The organism is Yoonia sp. 72 (genome assembly GCF_034652275.1).
In the GTDB taxonomy this organism is placed as follows: domain Bacteria; phylum Pseudomonadota; class Alphaproteobacteria; order Rhodobacterales; family Rhodobacteraceae; genus Yoonia.
Genome location: NZ_JAXIWG010000005.1, coordinates 64,983 through 79,869, shown reverse-complemented (window position 1 = coordinate 79,869; position 14,887 = coordinate 64,983). Strand labels below are relative to the sequence as shown.

The 14,887-nt window shown below is 54.5% G+C and carries 15 protein-coding genes and 2 pseudogenes; 7 read left to right on the top strand and 10 right to left on the bottom strand.

Annotated elements, in window-relative coordinates:
* The first annotated feature begins 3 nt into the window (after positions 1-3).
* Positions 4-1,224 carry an RHS repeat-associated core domain-containing protein gene (locus tag VCK47_RS17515; protein ID WP_416236690.1) on the top strand — a complete coding sequence of 407 codons (1,221 nt, stop codon included), beginning with the start codon at positions 4-6 and terminating at the stop codon, positions 1,222-1,224.
* Positions 1,225-1,231: 7 nt separating this feature from the next.
* Positions 1,232-1,537 (top strand): hypothetical protein, encoded by a 306-nt coding sequence (locus tag VCK47_RS17510; RefSeq protein ID WP_322892207.1) that lies wholly within the window; start codon positions 1,232-1,234, stop codon positions 1,535-1,537.
* A gap of 189 nt (positions 1,538-1,726) precedes the next feature.
* Here the strand turns inward: VCK47_RS17510 and VCK47_RS17505 are convergent, their stop codons facing one another.
* On the bottom strand, positions 1,727-2,407 hold the full coding sequence (locus tag VCK47_RS17505) for a hypothetical protein (protein ID WP_322892206.1): 681 nt from the start codon (positions 2,405-2,407) through the stop codon (positions 1,727-1,729).
* A gap of 15 nt (positions 2,408-2,422) precedes the next feature.
* Here VCK47_RS17505 and VCK47_RS17500 point away from each other — a divergent pair, with 15 nt between their 5' ends.
* Together VCK47_RS17500 and gspG are read left to right on the top strand one after the other, a co-directional pair.
* Complete coding sequence (locus VCK47_RS17500; protein ID WP_322892205.1) at positions 2,423-2,965, top strand: A24 family peptidase; 543 nt, start codon at positions 2,423-2,425, stop codon at positions 2,963-2,965.
* 9 nt (positions 2,966-2,974) lie between these two features.
* A complete protein-coding gene (gene gspG, locus VCK47_RS17495) occupies positions 2,975-3,406 on the top strand; it encodes a type II secretion system major pseudopilin GspG (protein ID WP_322892204.1) in 432 nt (143 codons plus the stop codon).
* Here gspG and VCK47_RS17490 read toward each other — a convergent pair.
* From VCK47_RS17490 to VCK47_RS17455, 8 genes are read right to left on the bottom strand one after another with little or no spacing between them, the layout of a single operon-like run.
* Positions 3,403-3,987 carry a prepilin-type N-terminal cleavage/methylation domain-containing protein gene (locus VCK47_RS17490; protein WP_322892203.1) on the bottom strand — a complete coding sequence of 195 codons (585 nt, stop codon included), beginning with the start codon at positions 3,985-3,987 and terminating at the stop codon, positions 3,403-3,405. The two genes, gspG and VCK47_RS17490, sit on opposite strands and share 4 nt — an antisense overlap.
* The gene (locus tag VCK47_RS17485; protein WP_322892202.1) at positions 3,984-4,340 is read right to left on the bottom strand and encodes a type IV pilus modification PilV family protein; all 357 of its coding nucleotides are present in this window, start codon (positions 4,338-4,340) and stop codon (positions 3,984-3,986) included. Before VCK47_RS17485 ends, VCK47_RS17490 begins: the two co-directional genes overlap by 4 nt.
* Positions 4,337-4,708 (bottom strand): pilus assembly FimT family protein, encoded by a 372-nt coding sequence (locus VCK47_RS17480; protein ID WP_322892201.1) that lies wholly within the window; start codon positions 4,706-4,708, stop codon positions 4,337-4,339. The genes VCK47_RS17485 and VCK47_RS17480 overlap by 4 nt, the downstream gene beginning before the upstream one ends.
* Positions 4,695-5,909, bottom strand: a complete 1,215-nt coding sequence (locus VCK47_RS17475) for a type II secretion system F family protein (RefSeq protein ID WP_322892200.1) — start codon at positions 5,907-5,909, stop codon at positions 4,695-4,697. The genes VCK47_RS17480 and VCK47_RS17475 overlap by 14 nt, the downstream gene beginning before the upstream one ends.
* 5 nt (positions 5,910-5,914) lie before the next feature.
* On the bottom strand, positions 5,915-7,915 hold the full coding sequence (gene gspD / locus VCK47_RS17470; RefSeq protein ID WP_322892199.1) for a type II secretion system secretin GspD: 2,001 nt from the start codon (positions 7,913-7,915) through the stop codon (positions 5,915-5,917).
* On the bottom strand, positions 7,912-8,406 hold the full coding sequence (locus VCK47_RS17465; protein WP_322892198.1) for a hypothetical protein: 495 nt from the start codon (positions 8,404-8,406) through the stop codon (positions 7,912-7,914). The genes gspD and VCK47_RS17465 overlap by 4 nt, the downstream gene beginning before the upstream one ends.
* Positions 8,403-8,942, bottom strand: a complete 540-nt coding sequence (locus VCK47_RS17460) for a GspMb/PilO family protein (RefSeq protein ID WP_322892197.1) — start codon at positions 8,940-8,942, stop codon at positions 8,403-8,405. Before VCK47_RS17460 ends, VCK47_RS17465 begins: the two co-directional genes overlap by 4 nt.
* Positions 8,939-9,937, bottom strand: a complete 999-nt coding sequence (locus VCK47_RS17455; RefSeq protein WP_322892196.1) for a PilN domain-containing protein — start codon at positions 9,935-9,937, stop codon at positions 8,939-8,941. Before VCK47_RS17455 ends, VCK47_RS17460 begins: the two co-directional genes overlap by 4 nt.
* Before the next feature lie 102 nt (positions 9,938-10,039).
* Between VCK47_RS17455 and VCK47_RS17450 the strand changes: the two genes are divergently transcribed.
* Complete coding sequence (locus tag VCK47_RS17450) at positions 10,040-11,632, top strand: GspE/PulE family protein (protein ID WP_322892195.1); 1,593 nt, start codon at positions 10,040-10,042, stop codon at positions 11,630-11,632.
* Between the two features lie 293 nt (positions 11,633-11,925).
* Here VCK47_RS17450 and VCK47_RS17995 read toward each other — a convergent pair.
* Positions 11,926-12,318: pseudogene (locus tag VCK47_RS17995) on the bottom strand (type IV secretory system conjugative DNA transfer family protein); the annotation flags it as partial.
* A gap of 4 nt (positions 12,319-12,322) precedes the next feature.
* Between VCK47_RS17995 and VCK47_RS17440 the strand changes: the two are divergent.
* Positions 12,323-13,018: pseudogene (locus tag VCK47_RS17440) on the top strand (integrase core domain-containing protein); the annotation flags it as partial.
* Positions 13,019-13,127: 109 nt separating this feature from the next.
* Positions 13,128-14,882: an ABC transporter ATP-binding protein gene (locus VCK47_RS17435; RefSeq protein ID WP_322892194.1), complete on the top strand. Its 1,755-nt coding sequence runs from the start codon at positions 13,128-13,130 to the stop codon at positions 14,880-14,882.
* Positions 14,883-14,887: the final 5 nt, after the last annotated feature.

Sequence of the window (14,887 nt, the reverse complement as noted above, 5' to 3'; positions counted from 1 at the left end):
GCGGTGGAGAGCTACAGCTACGACAGCCAGAACCGGCTGATCGGCTATGCCTCGGCCACGACGACCGCCAGCTACGCCTACGACGCGCTCGACCGCCGGATCGCGAAGTTGGTGGATGGGGTCACCGAGGCGTTCGTCTTCGACCCCTGGAACCCCTACCGGCCGGTCGCCAATGACGTGGTGCTGGACTTTGTGGCAGGCGCGCTGACGCGGCGCTGGCTGCACGGGGCGCAGGTGGACGAGCCGCTGGCCTTCGAGAGCTACACCGGCACGGTGGTCGCCGGGACCGGGACGGCCTATGACCTGCACGCCGACCGTCTGGGGTCGATCATCAGCGTCGTCGATCCCGCCACGGGGACGGTTGCGGCCAGTGCGACCTACGCCAGCTTCGGGACGCGGACGCAGAGCGGCCCGGTGGAACAACGCTATGGCTTCACCGCGCGCGAGCACGATACCGAGACGGGGCTGATCTACTACCGCGCCCGGCACTACGACCCGGCATCAGGGCAGTTCATCCAGCGCGACCCGATCGGCTTTGCGGGCGGAGATCTGAACCTCTACGCCTATGTCGGCAACGATCCGTACAACTGGACCGATCCGAGCGGGTTGTACTCCTCCTCTATCGAAATGCGGAACTTGGCGCGCGGTGTAGCAGTGGGATCAATGGCTGCGTTCGCACAAGCAACACGGGCGTGTTTGGCAAATCCTGCTTGCCGGGTTGCGACCAACAACGCTATGCAGGCCGGCGTAGGTGCGCTGGCAGACGCGTTGGAGATCGGGCAACCGTCAGGCGCATCCCCCGCGAATGGCGCAGCCCAAGGCGGGCTAGGCGGCCTGTTCGGCGCGATTGTGGGGCTTGGCCAGAAGATTGGGCAGGCACTTGAAGATCTGGGGAATGTGCTCAAGAGCGAGAGTGAGGGTGGAGAAGGTAAAGGAAAAGGTCGAGATGAAGAGGCAGACAATGAGTCGGATGTTCAATTTGGTGACCCAAATGACGCAAATAAGCAGCACCATATTGATAGGCACCTAGATGGTACTGGTATCTCGAGAGACGATGTAGAAGACGCGATTAAGGGCCACATAGAAGGTGCACGTGCGAACGGTGAGCTACAAAATAAAGGTGATGGTTATCGCGGGAACGTAACTGTTGACGGACAGGAATTTGAGTTCAGAGCTCACAACATTGGAGGCAGGATAAATGTTGGGACCATCTTCCCAATCTAGGACTGTAATGAGCCAAGAGTTCAAGCTTGCTATTGCATTTGTCAAAAAGGCGGAACTTAAGTGGGAACTAGCACCTGATTCATTTTTGACCTATCCCGGTAGAGGAACAACAATTATAAAAACACAGAGTAATAAGGGTAAACGCAAGATGTTGAGTGGCTACTTTTTCGATCCAAGTGATAATAAGAAAGTCCATGTTGATATGCTGATTGGTTCTGAGGTGGCTGAATTAGAGATCTGGCTTTGGAAACCTGAACCGAGCGATGATCCGATCTGTGTTCCCAAATCACCTGAGGTTATGTTTGACCCATAAGTAACTGATGTCGTCGGTTGATGGTGCAATCTTTTCCCCAAATGGGGTGCGCCGATTGATTGGGTGCGTTCTCCTCTCTGCGACAAGCTATTGCAACTCTAGGTTTTTGATCCCATGGTTCAAAGGTGCGATCCTTTCGTTAGATTGGGGGCGCTAATCGACGTCGTGGGTTCTCGGTTCTGCGACAAGCTACCGCAGTTCAAGGATCCGTCCTTGGGTGCCACTACTAGGATAGCTTATGATCCCGATTAGTCTCTCGCGTCCATTGCTCTGCAAAAAGACAGCGAAGTTCGCCTGCGAAGGCGCTGTCTGTGGGAGCCCCGCCGCGAGAGCACGCACGTTGTCTTGTGCGACAGCATCGGCAACACCGTTACGTCCCGAATGAACAGTTGCCATCGCGAGGAGCGCCTCGCGTTGTTCTGTATCAATATCGGCAATGCGGATTAAATCTTCTACCCGTTGCAGCCTTCGGCCGTCACGTCGCCAATCCCAGAAATTAGCGGCAGCGGTGTTTGGAGCATTAAGGGCGGAAAACAACCGTGCCAGCAACTCTGGGCGGCCAGTGTTCAGGTCAATCAACCCGCCGACATCCTGTATACGCAGGCCGACTCCGTCGAACGGGTAGGGTAGGCTGACTACATCAGATAGACTTGAATCAAGATCAATTGAAATCAACAGCGTCAGGATCTCAGCATTCACAAACTGTCTTAGAGAAAGTGTACGTTCGCCCGTCTGCATCTGAATTTGCGCGAAGCTGCGGTTGCTGGCGATAGCGAAGACCGTGGTAAGTATCAGGAGCGAGGCAAGAACAACGATGATTGCAAATCCAGCTTGCCTTGGGTGCCCCTGTTGTCCAAGTGCGAAATTCATTCTAGTCCTTTTCTCATGCTAGAAAACAAACCCTCTCGCAACGTGCTAGTTGCGCTGCATCTTGCAGTTTACTCCGGCTTTGCCCTTTGGGGAAACGGGTTTCAGGTTGTTCATCCAATCTTTGCTCCGATCCTCGCTGCTTTGCTTATCTGGATCAGCGTGATCGATATCATACGGTTTGAGATTCCTGACCTGGGTGCTGGGCTGCTTGCGTTGACCGGGGCCGTGTTCGTCGTAGTCTCGGATGCCATCATTCTGGACCATGCGCTTGGAGCCATGATATGGCCGCTGCTGTTTTGGTTCGTGGCCACCGGATATATGAGAATGCGTGGCTGGCAGGGGCTTGGGTTCGGCGATGTAAAGCTGATGGTTGGAATCGGTGTCTGGCTTGGGTTTCATCAGGCAACGCAGGTAGTTTTTGCAGCAGCGCTATCAGGTATCCTGGCGGTGGTTGTATTTGGGCTTATGAAAAGAAAATCATTTGCCGATATTGGCTCACGCGCTGTTGCTTTTGGTCCATTCCTTTGTCTTTCTGCTTGGGTGACTTGGGTTGTATGAGGGGTTGTCATGAAATCCACAAAGAATCTCAGATGGACACCAAAGTCCGGTATTACGATTCTGGAAGTTTTGATTGTACTGTCGATCATCGCCCTGATCGCTGCCGTCGCCGGACCACGGTTAATCGGGTATCTCGGTCGCGCGAAGACAGAAACAGCAGAATTGCAAGCAACACAGCTTCGCCAAGCCGTACAGTTATTCTACATTGATGTGGGTCGCTACCCGTCTGACAGTGAAGGCTTGCGAGTGCTAACAACGGCGCCGCCCGGTGAGACATCTTGGGCCGGTCCTTATCTGGAAGCGCCGTCCGCGTTGATAGATCCGTGGGGTCGCGACTATATCTATATCGCACCTGAGGTGGGCCGCGATTTCAGCATCATCTCACTTGGTTTGGACGGTCAGCCCGGAGGCACAGGCGAAAACGCCGATGTTGGACGCTAGCGTTCTTGTGCAAGAGCTAGTCTGACCGTAAATTCCGGCCATTCTGGAGTGCTTGCCTCATCAGCAACTATTCGAACCAAAATTGGCAACTTGTTGGGATCATCCCAAGTCCCACGCCAACCATCGCCCGTAGGGTCATCCGTATAATAGCTGATAGACAGGTTCGCCAAATCTTCTGCAAGGACCCGTTCATATGTGGTGATGGGGATGCCCGCGTCATCTACGCCAGTGACAAGGAGTCGTAAGTCTTTTCCTGCCACAAATAAGTTCACCTGCAGTGCTGCATTTTCTTCGGCAAATTGCGTCGGGGACAAGGTGGTGAAAGTCATGCTCGTCGCATCGCCTGTCAGGCGTGTATCGAAATTCGCCAGCACTGAAGGGGGGGTGGCGGCGGTCAGCCAGTGCCGAAGGCGTGTGCGGAGCGCAATCTGTGGATTTGTCTGATCGAGCTTGTCTGTCCGGTCCAGCACTTGCACACCAAGATTGGTTGAGGACGCAATTCCGACTGCGATCACTGCTACTAAGACAAGTGACACGAGAACTTCCAACAGGGTCATACCGCTGCGTTTGTTCCAGGTCACGGGATTGCTCTGAGTGTTTTGACCTTCGCCATCTGCCTGTTTTGCATGTCGCGGATCGTGACGGTGATTTGAAATATCTCTGTCACGGTAGATATCATGTCGCTGGCCTGCACATCGATTATGACAGACCAATCGCGGTAGCGATCTTCGACAATGCCAAGGGCCAAGGGCTCGGCAGTACCCAAGAGTGCTATGCGCGACAAAGCATAGTCATGTGCAAGGGACTGTTGTTCCTGCATGGTCGCACGTATCAACAGTTGCGATTGGCCTGGGATCAATGCCGCTAGTATTACGGTGAGGATCACAAAGGCGATCAACACCTCTAATAGTGAATATCCGGCGCGACCCTTCACTTGTTGTCCAAAAGAGAAAGCTGCGCTGTAAGCGGATCAAGCCGCACGTGCTGTTCCACGGTACCGACGGTCAGACAGATATCTGCTTGCTGTGCTGTACCATCGGCAAAAAAAGTGAGTGAGGTCAAGCTGCCAGAGCAAGTTGGCGCGGTGAGGTGGATCGTGTGTGGGATGTTTTCAACAACGGCGACGCTGCGGGCGGAGGCTACTTCTTTGTGCAACTCACTTATATGCGCCTTGAGTTCGAGTGACGGCGATCGGCCAAGGTCTGTTGCCGTGAGAGTAGCTACGGTCAAAGCTAAAACAGCTAGAACGACGAGCATCTCCAACAGGCTGAACCCGGCTTTGCGCTTCTCAAAGAACCGCATCGTTCAGATCCATGATTGCAGAAACAGTCGAGAGAATGATGGCCCCCACAGTCGTACCGATAATTAATGTCAGGATCGGTGTCAGCATTTTTGTAAGCTGAGACATCATCTGGGATGTCTCAGCTTCAAACCTTGCAATTGCCGGTTCGAGAACCGCCACCAATTGGTCGCTCTCCTCGCCCGTTTGCAGGATATTGCGAGCCATCGGATCGATACGTGGATCGTCCAAGAGAGCTTCACGCATACTTTGCCCAGCTTCAATGGCCTTTTTGGCATCTGCAAGCATAGTTTTCCAGCTAGGGCTTCCTACAGTTGACGCCGCGGTTCCTATGGCATCGGTCAACTGGCCGCCACTGGCAAGTATCAGATACATGGTTTGCAAAAGAGACAGCGTTTCACGCTTTGATCGAAACTGTCGCAGGCCTGGCACGCGAGGCAAAAACCATTGCCAGCCAGCACTGATCCGGAAGCGCGCGAGAAATAGAGCAAGCAGAATGACCATCAATGTGCCAAGAACTATGGACCAATGGGCCGCAGCAGTTTGCTGTATCCTCAGCATGACTGAGATTATCATGGGCGGTGGCGTATTCGCAGAGGTGAAGACGGGCGCGAGAGTTGGCGCAAGATAGAAAACAAGTACTGCCATGACTAGAACAGACATGGCTAGCAAGATAATCGGGTAGACGAGTGCCTGCCTCAGATCGCTGCGTAATCGCGCCTCAGTCTTAAGCATCGTTGAAGTGCGTGCAGCCACCTGATCGAGCGTGTTTGAAACCTCCCCCAGTCGGATAACCTTAGTCAGTCGTTCCGGGAAAGCGACAGGGCCCCTTGATAGAGCATCTGAGAGTGACTGACCGTCTTCGACAGCTATAATTGCTGTACGCAGTGTACTCTTCATCGTCCGGTCACTGGCAATATCCCTACAAAACTGTAAGGCGCGCGTTAGGGGAACCTTTGCTTCCAGCATTGCCGCCAATGACCCGAAAAACTTTTCAGTTTCTTTTGGGTTTAACTGCCGTGCTCCAAACACCTCTAAATCGCGGTTCCACCAAGGCACCGTGCTCGCCTTGTCGGAGATGCTGATAGGTGCAAGCCCCTTGGCCGCAATTATGTCCAGTGCCGCTATACGATCAATCGCAGATAATTCGCCTGAAATCGGAGCGCCAGTTTGATCGATTGCTCTGTAGGTAAAGGTCGGCATGCGTACTATTGTAAAATACGGTGGCCCACCGTCGGTGTAGAAATCCCGTTCGTGATAAGACCGTCCACTCCTCCGATCCGCTGCCGCAACTCTTCGGTGACATTCCGCGCCTCTTGCCCGTTGCGGATGACGCGCGGCGTGATCAGGATCAAAAGCTCGGTCTTTGTCGTTGTATCTGACCGGTTGCGGAACAACGCACCAACGACCGGGACGTTACCGGCACCAGGTACCTGCGCATTCGTGCGATTGCTGCTTTCCTGAATCAGCCCGCCAAGGGCTATAGTTTGCCCGTCGCTGACGATCACAGATGTCTCTATCCGCCTCTGTGCAATGGTAGGGCTGTCGATTCCGGACGTTGTTGTATTCGACACACTGCTGACCTCTTGCTCAATTTCCAAGATCACCTGTCCCCCACTCGACACACGCGGTTTCACACGTAGGATGATACCGGTATCACGAAACGAAATTGTATTGACGACAGGTGAGTCAACCGACCCGGTATCCCGGACCTGCTGCGTTGCGATCGGCACCTCATCCCCGATTTGAAGGGTGGCTTCCTGGTTGTCGAGAACGAGCAGGCTGGGTGAGGAAACAACATTTACTCTGGTAATGGAATTCAAAGCATTCAGAGCAACCATTGGCGATGCGCCGTTGAAAACAAAGGATAGACCAGGAAAATTCGACGCCACAGATCCGTTAGAGGCATCGCTAAACGTCCCAGTCGTGTTGCCGTTTTCGAAGAACCACCGCAAACCGAATTCCAGTTCATCGTTGAGTGACACTTCAGCGATTGTTGCTTCAAGCAAAACCTGCACGGGCGTACTGTCGAGTGACGCAATCAACCGGGCCAGGCTTTCCTGCTCGGTATCATTGCCCCAAACGACAATGGCATTCTTTGTGTCATCCGCCACGATGCGCGCAGTTCCGGACACGGCCGATGTACCCTCGGCTGCAACTTCCTGCAGCATCTCCGTCAAAATAGGGGCCAGTTCAACTGCACCTCGGTTCTGTAAGTTGTACACAACAGGCCTTCGGCTGGCCCCTCCAGCACTGCGATCAAGATCACGGATCCAGCCTTCGGCGTCTGCAAGATATGCCTGTCGCGAAGTCACCACCAGAACAGCACTCAGGCGTGTCGAAGGCACAAAGGTTATGACGTTCTGCAGGCTACCGCCCTCGCGTGCTTCGAAAATCACGTTAAGTTCCTCAACAACGGCTTCCGGCTCCGCCGCGCGCAAGCGAAACAATCCGACAGACTTACCTTCAAGCACATCCACATCGAAGAGGTTTACAGCATCGATGGCTGCGTTAATCTCATCTCTCGTTCCCGCAATTAGAAGGATGTTGCGTTGCGGGATCGGCTGCAGGCGGACCGCGTTACCAATGATGGGCTCCAACAAGCGAACCATTTCAGCCGTCCCTATGAATTCTAACGGGACTGCAACAACCCGCGCACCCAATTGCTGCGGATCACCTATGCGACTGACGCGTTGTGTTGCACCTGCAGCCGGAACGATGCTGATCAGACTATCGTTCACTTGCATGACGGCACCGTTCAGTTCCAAGATGGTCTGAAATGTCTCGAGCAAGGCGCGCTCCGAGAGTGGCCTTGTCGTTTGTAGGGTTACGGTGCCCGTGACTTGCGGTTGCACGGTGTAATTGCGCCCTAAGGCTTCTCCCAAGACAGCACGAGCTGCCTGTTCTATAGGCACATTGACTAGGTTGAGCGTAAATTCACCTTCGGACGAGGTTTCAATTAGCGCGGCATTTGGGTTGCCGGTAGCAGACAGGAACTCGTCCGTTCCGAGGACACGACGCTCCGGTGCAGGGCTGTTCAGCATGGCCTGAAATTGCTCAATCGCAGTCCCACCAGTTCCGGCGGCATTCGTCTGATTAGCCAGAAGCCGCGTGCGTTCCCGCTCGGCGGCATCACCACAGCCGAAAGCAAAGATCAGGGATAAAAGTGCCAACGCCCGCAACTGAGTGCAGAAATAAAAATTTGTCATTCAAAGAGCTCCAGGCGAAAGCTGTCGTTGCCGTCGGTGAGTGTGATTGCATCGGGCCCGATGTCGGTGATAGCCCAACCTTCGATCTCGTCATTTGTCCTAAACCACTCACCTTCCAAGCCCCCAACCGAAATGAATGCAGATCGGCTGAGTGTACCGTCCAAAACACCAGACAGGACGAGATTATCGGGTCGCCGGATTTCCTGCACTTGCTCCGGTTCCTCAATTTCCAGAACTTCCGAGATCATGTTGGGGCGTCGGGACGGCGCGAAAAGGGGCCGGTCGGTAATGGCGTCGTAAAACACATTGGGGCGCGGTGTGGGAAGAACACTGGGTTCGCCTTGTTGCGGCGATGTCATTATCGCTATCTCCTGCGGAACTGGGGGCATATCTGCTGCACGGGAAGTGAAGCTATTGACCGCCAAAAAGGCAGATGTGGCGGCCCCCGCCAACAGGATAAACGAACCGAACAAACCTAAGACGTTGCTCATTCAGACGGCTCATCAACAAGTGTAACCGGTGCTGCTATGTCGATTTGCACCAGTATGTCCGGCTGGCTGCTAACATCATTAGGTCGAACAAGACGACGCAAACTCGCGCGGGATATGAGTAGAACTGGTTGGTCGTACTCTACTTGTTTCAGAAATGGAACCAGTTGGTCGAGGCTTGCCTCAAATTCGAGACGAAAAGCGACTTCGTTGGATTGCCCGTTGATAGGAGCAATAGAGCGCATCGGGATTCCATTGCGGCGCGCAATATCATTGAGTGCTGATTGAACGCGAGCTGTCGCTTGGCCCATTTGGGATGCCTGCCACATCACTCCGGTGAGATCTTCGCGCGCAAAACTGTCACGTTCTGCCTGCAGACGCATGATGCTTTGCGACAGCTCCTCTTTTTCAGATTGTACTAATAGGAGGCTCGAAGTGGTATCATCTCGCCATATTGATAGCGGAGCAATGATCAGAAAGTAAAATACAAGAGAAAAGCCCAAGATCATTGCGGTAAAGGGCAGTTGCGCGCGGATCATTGACGAACCTCTTGGGGACGAAAGACCAGGCCAAAGCGTTCTTTTCCCTCTGCCGTACGGGAGACGGGTCCAGTCAATGCTGGCACATAAGACAGATTGGCCTCTGTCAGTGCCAGCACAAGATCGGCGGCTGACTGCGACGTTTCTCCACTCAGTGTAATTTCGCCCGATGCGATTGACATGTCCGAGGCCCAGACATGGTCTGGTAGGGCGACGGAGAGTTGGCGCAGAGCATCGACAACGCGGTCACGCCGGATGAAACTGTTCACAAACTGAGTGCGTTCGTCGTCGACACGCTTGAGAGCCTCAATCTCGGACCGAAGAGCCACGGCTTCCTCAAACAAAGCGGTAACTGCCTCCGTCTGGCGGGCCATTTCGGTCCGTGCCTGCCAGGCCGGCTGGAGCCAAACCGAAAGCAAAGCCAGGACTATGACACCAGCAGCACCATAATTGATCCGACGTTGAAGCTTCGCATGCGGCGCAATGTCTGCAGTAAAGTCTGCCAGAACCGAAGCACTTGGGTGACCAGCTATCAAAAACCGACGCACGCGAAAGCCGTGAGTGGCCAGAGCGGATCGAAAACTTACGATATCGGACCTCTTGGCAACCCATTGCGTGTATGTATCGGCATTTCGGTCTGTGTTAGCACCAAGCGTCCAGTAAACCTCATCCAACGCGAAAGGGGTGCGCCTGAGAAGATCAAGCTCTGCCAACGCCTTACGGTTGATCTTGCTGGTGGCGGGCATCCTGATCGTTCGTGCCAACAGCAGGGCGGTTGGCACCAAGACGTCCACAACTTTATGTCCACGGACTTGCCCGCGAGTTGTCAGAACGGACTCTGGCTTTGCCATCGCTCCCTCTGGTGGTGTCTCGCCGATATAAAGCAATCTGGCGACCGGTTCTGCAAAGAACGCTACGCGCAACCAAGACGGCACACTTTCGTAGAGTGCATCACTGATCTTTCCTGTCAGTTCTGATAAAGTGCCTACTGACATTGTCTGCCCTGTCAATGCTACACGCTTAAGTTTTCGTGTAGTGTAGACCACTACTTATAGTATGCATACCGATGATGAACACAAACGGACTAAAAATTTCATATGGATCAGAAAGTGCGTCCCTTCGATGAGATTAGTTTTCTCAACCTGATCGCAACGAGGTCAGCGTTGCCCGATCAAACCATTCGGCGGATTGCCACAGCTGTGAAAGAGACAAGTATAAGTGTTGAGCGTGCGATACTTGAACTTGGTATATTGGATGAGGAGACGGTATTTCGTGCACTAGCAGACTACTTCGAAGTGCCGTTCATCACGCTAGACATGATTGAACTCGGTAAGTTGGAGGCAGACTTGTTGCGCCCGGATTTCATGAGGCGAAGTCTCGCTGTGCCAATAGCGCACGATGAAAGGGGCTATGTCATTGCGATGGCAAATCCGGACCCCGCAGACCTGCTGGCAAGTATCAGCTATCTATTGGAGGCGCCGGCTACATTCGCCATCGCAACTCCGACGACAATTAAAGCAGCGCTCGACCTGCTTACCTTGCAGGATCAAGTTGCAGTCGAAAGCGCGACACAAAGCGACGTTGCCCGTCTCGAGGCACTGGCGAACGATGGCCCCGTCATTACGCTTGTCAACGACATCATCGGTAAGGCGGTAGCTATTGGTGCATCAGACGTGCATGTTGAGAGCCAACAGCAAGGGATGCGCCTACGATACCGCGTAGACGGTGTGCTCCAAACAGATCGGTTAATACCGGACAATTTGCGTCATACAATCGCATCGCGCCTAAAGATCATGGCCAACCTCAACATTTCGGAAAAACGACGGCCCCAAGATGGTCGAGCTGAACTGGTAGTACGAGGGCGCACGATTGATATCCGGATGTCCACCATTCCGACCCAACACGGCGAAAGTATCGTTTTGCGCTTGCTGGATAGGAACCGTATTCAACTGGATTGGAACGCATTGCAGTTTCCTACCGATCGTGTTGTCCAAATCGAAAAGCTAGTGGGGAGCCCCAACGGGATTTTTCTGATCGCCGGGCCAACCGGCAGCGGAAAAACAACCACACTTTATACTGCGCTGCGCGGTATAAACACTGACGACCGCAAGATCATGACGGTTGAGGACCCGATTGAGTATAGCTTGGAAGGTGTGAACCAGGTGCAAGTTGAGCCAGCGATTGACATGTCGTTTGCAAAGGCCCTGAGAGCCATTCTCCGCCAAGATCCCAATGTAGTAATGGTCGGTGAAATCCGTGATGAGGAGACCGCCGATATTGCTGTCAGGGCAGCCCTTATCGGTCGCCTAGTTCTGTCGACAATTCACACCAATGATGCGATCAGTGCTGTCGACAGGCTCCTTGATCTAGGGGTGGCACCTTACCTTATAGGTGCAACGCTGCGCGGTGTGTTGTCTCAACGTTTGGTGCGAAAAACTTGTCAGCACTGCGTGGGCGGCGGGTGCAGCGAATGCAATGATACGGGACGACAAGGTCGTATGGCAGTTTCAGAGATCGTGAAAATCGGCCCAAAGATCTCTGAAGCCATTTCGCAAGGTAAGCGTGGTGCATCACTTTTGGTGGAAGTTGAAAAGACAGGATTTGTGGGGATTAAGGCACAGATGCAGGAGCTTGTAGACACCGGTAAGGTCCCATTGGACGAAATGCAGCGTGCGCTGGGAATTGACTAAGTTTTTAGTTCTGCATTTTCGGCCATATGGTCACAGACTACGTCCTTAGCCAAACTCCGCGATGATCGCCCGCGTCGTCTGCACAGCTGTTGCGAGTTGAGTCCTGTCGGCCTTCGTGAGCCCCATTCCGCCAGATCGACCGACAACTGACCTGACCCACCGCCACCCGCTGCAGCGCGTGCTGCTCGGCCGCGCGCCCGACCTGAAAGCGCGGGCTGCGGATCCTGCGTCTCCGTTGCGGGTGCTTCAACCGTCATCGACGAGGACACAGTCCCAGACCCCTGCGCTCCTGCAGCAGCCCTTGCCTCCTGCAGTTCCTGCTTCAGCTTTTCCACGGTCTCGCGCGTCTCGGTCATCTGCCGATCGCGCCGCAGCCCGTCCTCATCGGGGTACGGGAAGCTCGCCGCTTGACCCGCATGCAGAACCTTCAGCGCCAGGTCGTCGAAGTATTTGATCCGCCGCGCCCGGATCGGCATCTGCGCGTCGATGACGAGGATCACTTCGTCCAAGTTCATCCGCCGGGCCTGATCTTCGGTCAGCAACGGCGTATCCTCGGTCCGCTCTGAGACGCTGCGCCCCTCGAAGGGATTGCGCCCGACCACGCGGGACCGGGTGACCGCGCGCTTGGTGGTCTTGCCAACAGTCTGGCTCAGCTCCTCGATGGTTTTCTGCTCGGACGGGGTGAGGCATGTGCGGCGCCGGGGCGGGCGCAAACGGGCGATCGGCACGCGGGCCCCGATGATGCTGCCGCTGATGCCGAACCAGCGCTGGTCGTTGGACTTCGTCTCGGACCAGTTGACCCCTCTCGGCAGATTGCTTCGCAATCGCCTGCCGGGCAGTGGATGGCCGCCGGTTCCGGATCTTGACCGTGGTCGATGACTGCACGCGGGAATGCCTTGCCCCGATCGCCGATACGTCGCTGTCCGGCGCAAGGGTGGCGCGGGAACTGGCAACCCTGTTCGATACCCGGGGCAAACCCGCAACGGTGGTCAGCGACAATGGGACCGAGTTCACTTCGAACGCGATCCTGACCTTCGCCGATGACCGCAATATCAACTGGCATTACATCGCGCCCGGCAAGCCGACCCAGAATGCCTTCATCGAAAGTTTCAAAGCCGCCTCCGGGACGAGTTGTTGAATGAGACACTGTTCCCATCCCTGCACCATGCCCGCGCCACGCTGGCTGCCTGGCGCACGGACTACAACACTGAACGCCCCCATTCGCGCCTCGGCTGGCAGACGCCTGCCGCGTTCGCCCAAACCCTCACCCCGCGACGGGGCCTGACGCTGCGCAATCCGCAAAGCTCCGCGCCAGTCCCGTCCTGCGGACCCCAACCCGCCCAAATGGGCAAAACTCAGGCCCAGAGTCTCGCTCACGCTGGATAAAAGTTGGAGCAACGTCACTAAGCTTGAAGATTAGATGCTTCCTTGATAGCCGTTGCTTCTGATCCTGCGGCAAAAACAAAGAGATGTTATCTGTGACTGATACCTGAAGATGGCGAAATCGGACGACTCCGGGCAAACCGCCTTTTCGGTTGCCGTCAAACTGCTTCGCGAAGCATTGCCGACACGCGGTAAACTGCTGGCCCTTTCGCTGTTCAGCATGGTCGGCGTCGCAGCATTCACGGCGGCATTGGCTTATTCAACACGGCTTATCGTGAACGATGTGTTTGTTGCCAATGACTCTGGGGCGGCCGTGCAGGTCGCGCTTCTTGTTGTGGGTATCACGCTGGGCAAGAGCGTTTTCGGCTACATGAACTCGGTCGTGACCGAGGTGTTCATGCGGTCGGTTTCCTCCAGATATCAGAAACTAATCTTTCGGAACATCATTCTAAAAGACGTGCGGCATTTCGTTGGCAGGCACGCATCCCGTCAGATGGCTCAGGTTCGCTTGTTCGGTCAGGCCTGCGGCACGGTCGTGATTGGCATTTGTTGCAAGTTGCTGACCAACTTACTGACGGTGATCGCACTTGTCATTGTGATGTTCCTGCAAGACCCTTTGATGACACTTGCAACGGCAGTGTTGCTGCCTTTGATCATCCTGCTTGTCTCGACCCTCTCAAAGCGCGTCCGCCGGATTGCCAATGCTGAAACAGAACTTACTGGCGCGTTCTTTTCGATCGGCGCAGAGGCCTTTGAAGGCATACGAACAGTAAAAAGCTATCAGCTAGAGGAAAAATCGATCAGCCGCTTTGACGGGGCGGTCAATAAGCTGCAGGACCGACTTTTGAGAATTGCGCGCGTTAACGCCGCGACGCTTCCCCTTATGGAGATTCTCGGAGGAATTGTTCTGGGGTTGTTTGTGATCTATGCCGCATGGAAAACAATCGTCCAGGGCCAGTCACCGGGGGAATTTACGGCGTTCATCACTGCTTTTCTCATGGCATATCAACCCGCAGAGCGTGTCTCGAAAACATGGGTCGAGCTACAAAAATCACTGATGCATGTGGGGCGCATGTACGAATTGCTGGATGAGCCGCTGGTTCCGCCGACAAAAAAGAGCCGGTCGTTGCAAGCGGTAGAGCCCAGCATCCGTTTTGATCAGGTCAGCTTTCACTATACCGCCAACACGCCTGCTTTGACGGATATATCATTCGGAGTATCAGCAGGCGAAAGCATTGCCATTGTCGGGCGCTCTGGCGCGGGCAAAAGCACCTTGATTGACCTTGTGCTGGGCTTTTACAATCCAACTGATGGCAAAGTATTCATTGGCGACCAGAACCTTCGCAAAGTAAGCGAAGAGTCGCTGCGTCAGACGATCGCGTTGATAAGTCAGGACGTGTTTCTGTTCGATGGCACCATCCGCGACAACATCCGAGACGGCAATCCTGATGCGACTGACGGGGACATAGCAGAAGCCGTGCGTATGGCGCAGCTGGAAAATGTGATTGCTGCCCTGCCCGATGGGATCGACAGCGTGGTCGGCCCCAATGGCACAAAGCTTTCAGGCGGGCAAAAACAGCGGGTCGGCATCGCACGGGCGTTGGCAAAGAAAGCAAAAATCTATATCTTTGACGAAGCGACAAGCGCCCTCGACGTTGAAAACGAGCGGCTGATAATGGAAATGATCACGCAAGACCTAGAGGGGGCGACGCTTCTTTTCGTCACACACAGGCCTTCGACATTTCAGTATGTTAATAGGGTGCTTATGCTGGACGCAGGACGTCTGGTCGGGTTTGATCACTTTGAGGCTCTCAAACGCGAAAACCATCAGTTTCAGACCTTGTTTGATCTGAAAGCCGGTCCGTGATCCGG

Bases quoted from the DNA above. Each gene is read 5' to 3' on its own strand.
- VCK47_RS17510 (WP_322892207.1), top strand. From the start codon at position 1,232: ATGAGCCAAGAGTTCAAGCTTGCTATTGCATTTGTCAAAAAGGCGGAA.
- VCK47_RS17505 (WP_322892206.1), bottom strand. From the start codon at position 2,407: ATGAATTTCGCACTTGGACAACAGGGGCACCCAAGGCAAGCTGGATTT.
- VCK47_RS17500 (WP_322892205.1), top strand. From the start codon at position 2,423: ATGCTAGAAAACAAACCCTCTCGCAACGTGCTAGTTGCGCTGCATCTT.
- gspG (WP_322892204.1), top strand. From the start codon at position 2,975: ATGAAATCCACAAAGAATCTCAGATGGACACCAAAGTCCGGTATTACG.
- VCK47_RS17480 (WP_322892201.1), bottom strand. From the start codon at position 4,708: ATGCGGTTCTTTGAGAAGCGCAAAGCCGGGTTCAGCCTGTTGGAGATG.
- VCK47_RS17475 (WP_322892200.1), bottom strand. From the start codon at position 5,909: ATGCCGACCTTTACCTACAGAGCAATCGATCAAACTGGCGCTCCGATT.
- gspD (WP_322892199.1), bottom strand. From the start codon at position 7,915: ATGACAAATTTTTATTTCTGCACTCAGTTGCGGGCGTTGGCACTTTTA.
- VCK47_RS17465 (WP_322892198.1), bottom strand. From the start codon at position 8,406: ATGAGCAACGTCTTAGGTTTGTTCGGTTCGTTTATCCTGTTGGCGGGG.
- VCK47_RS17460 (WP_322892197.1), bottom strand. From the start codon at position 8,942: ATGATCCGCGCGCAACTGCCCTTTACCGCAATGATCTTGGGCTTTTCT.
- VCK47_RS17455 (WP_322892196.1), bottom strand. From the start codon at position 9,937: ATGTCAGTAGGCACTTTATCAGAACTGACAGGAAAGATCAGTGATGCA.
- VCK47_RS17450 (WP_322892195.1), top strand. From the start codon at position 10,040: ATGGATCAGAAAGTGCGTCCCTTCGATGAGATTAGTTTTCTCAACCTG.
- VCK47_RS17435 (WP_322892194.1), top strand. From the start codon at position 13,128: ATGGCGAAATCGGACGACTCCGGGCAAACCGCCTTTTCGGTTGCCGTC.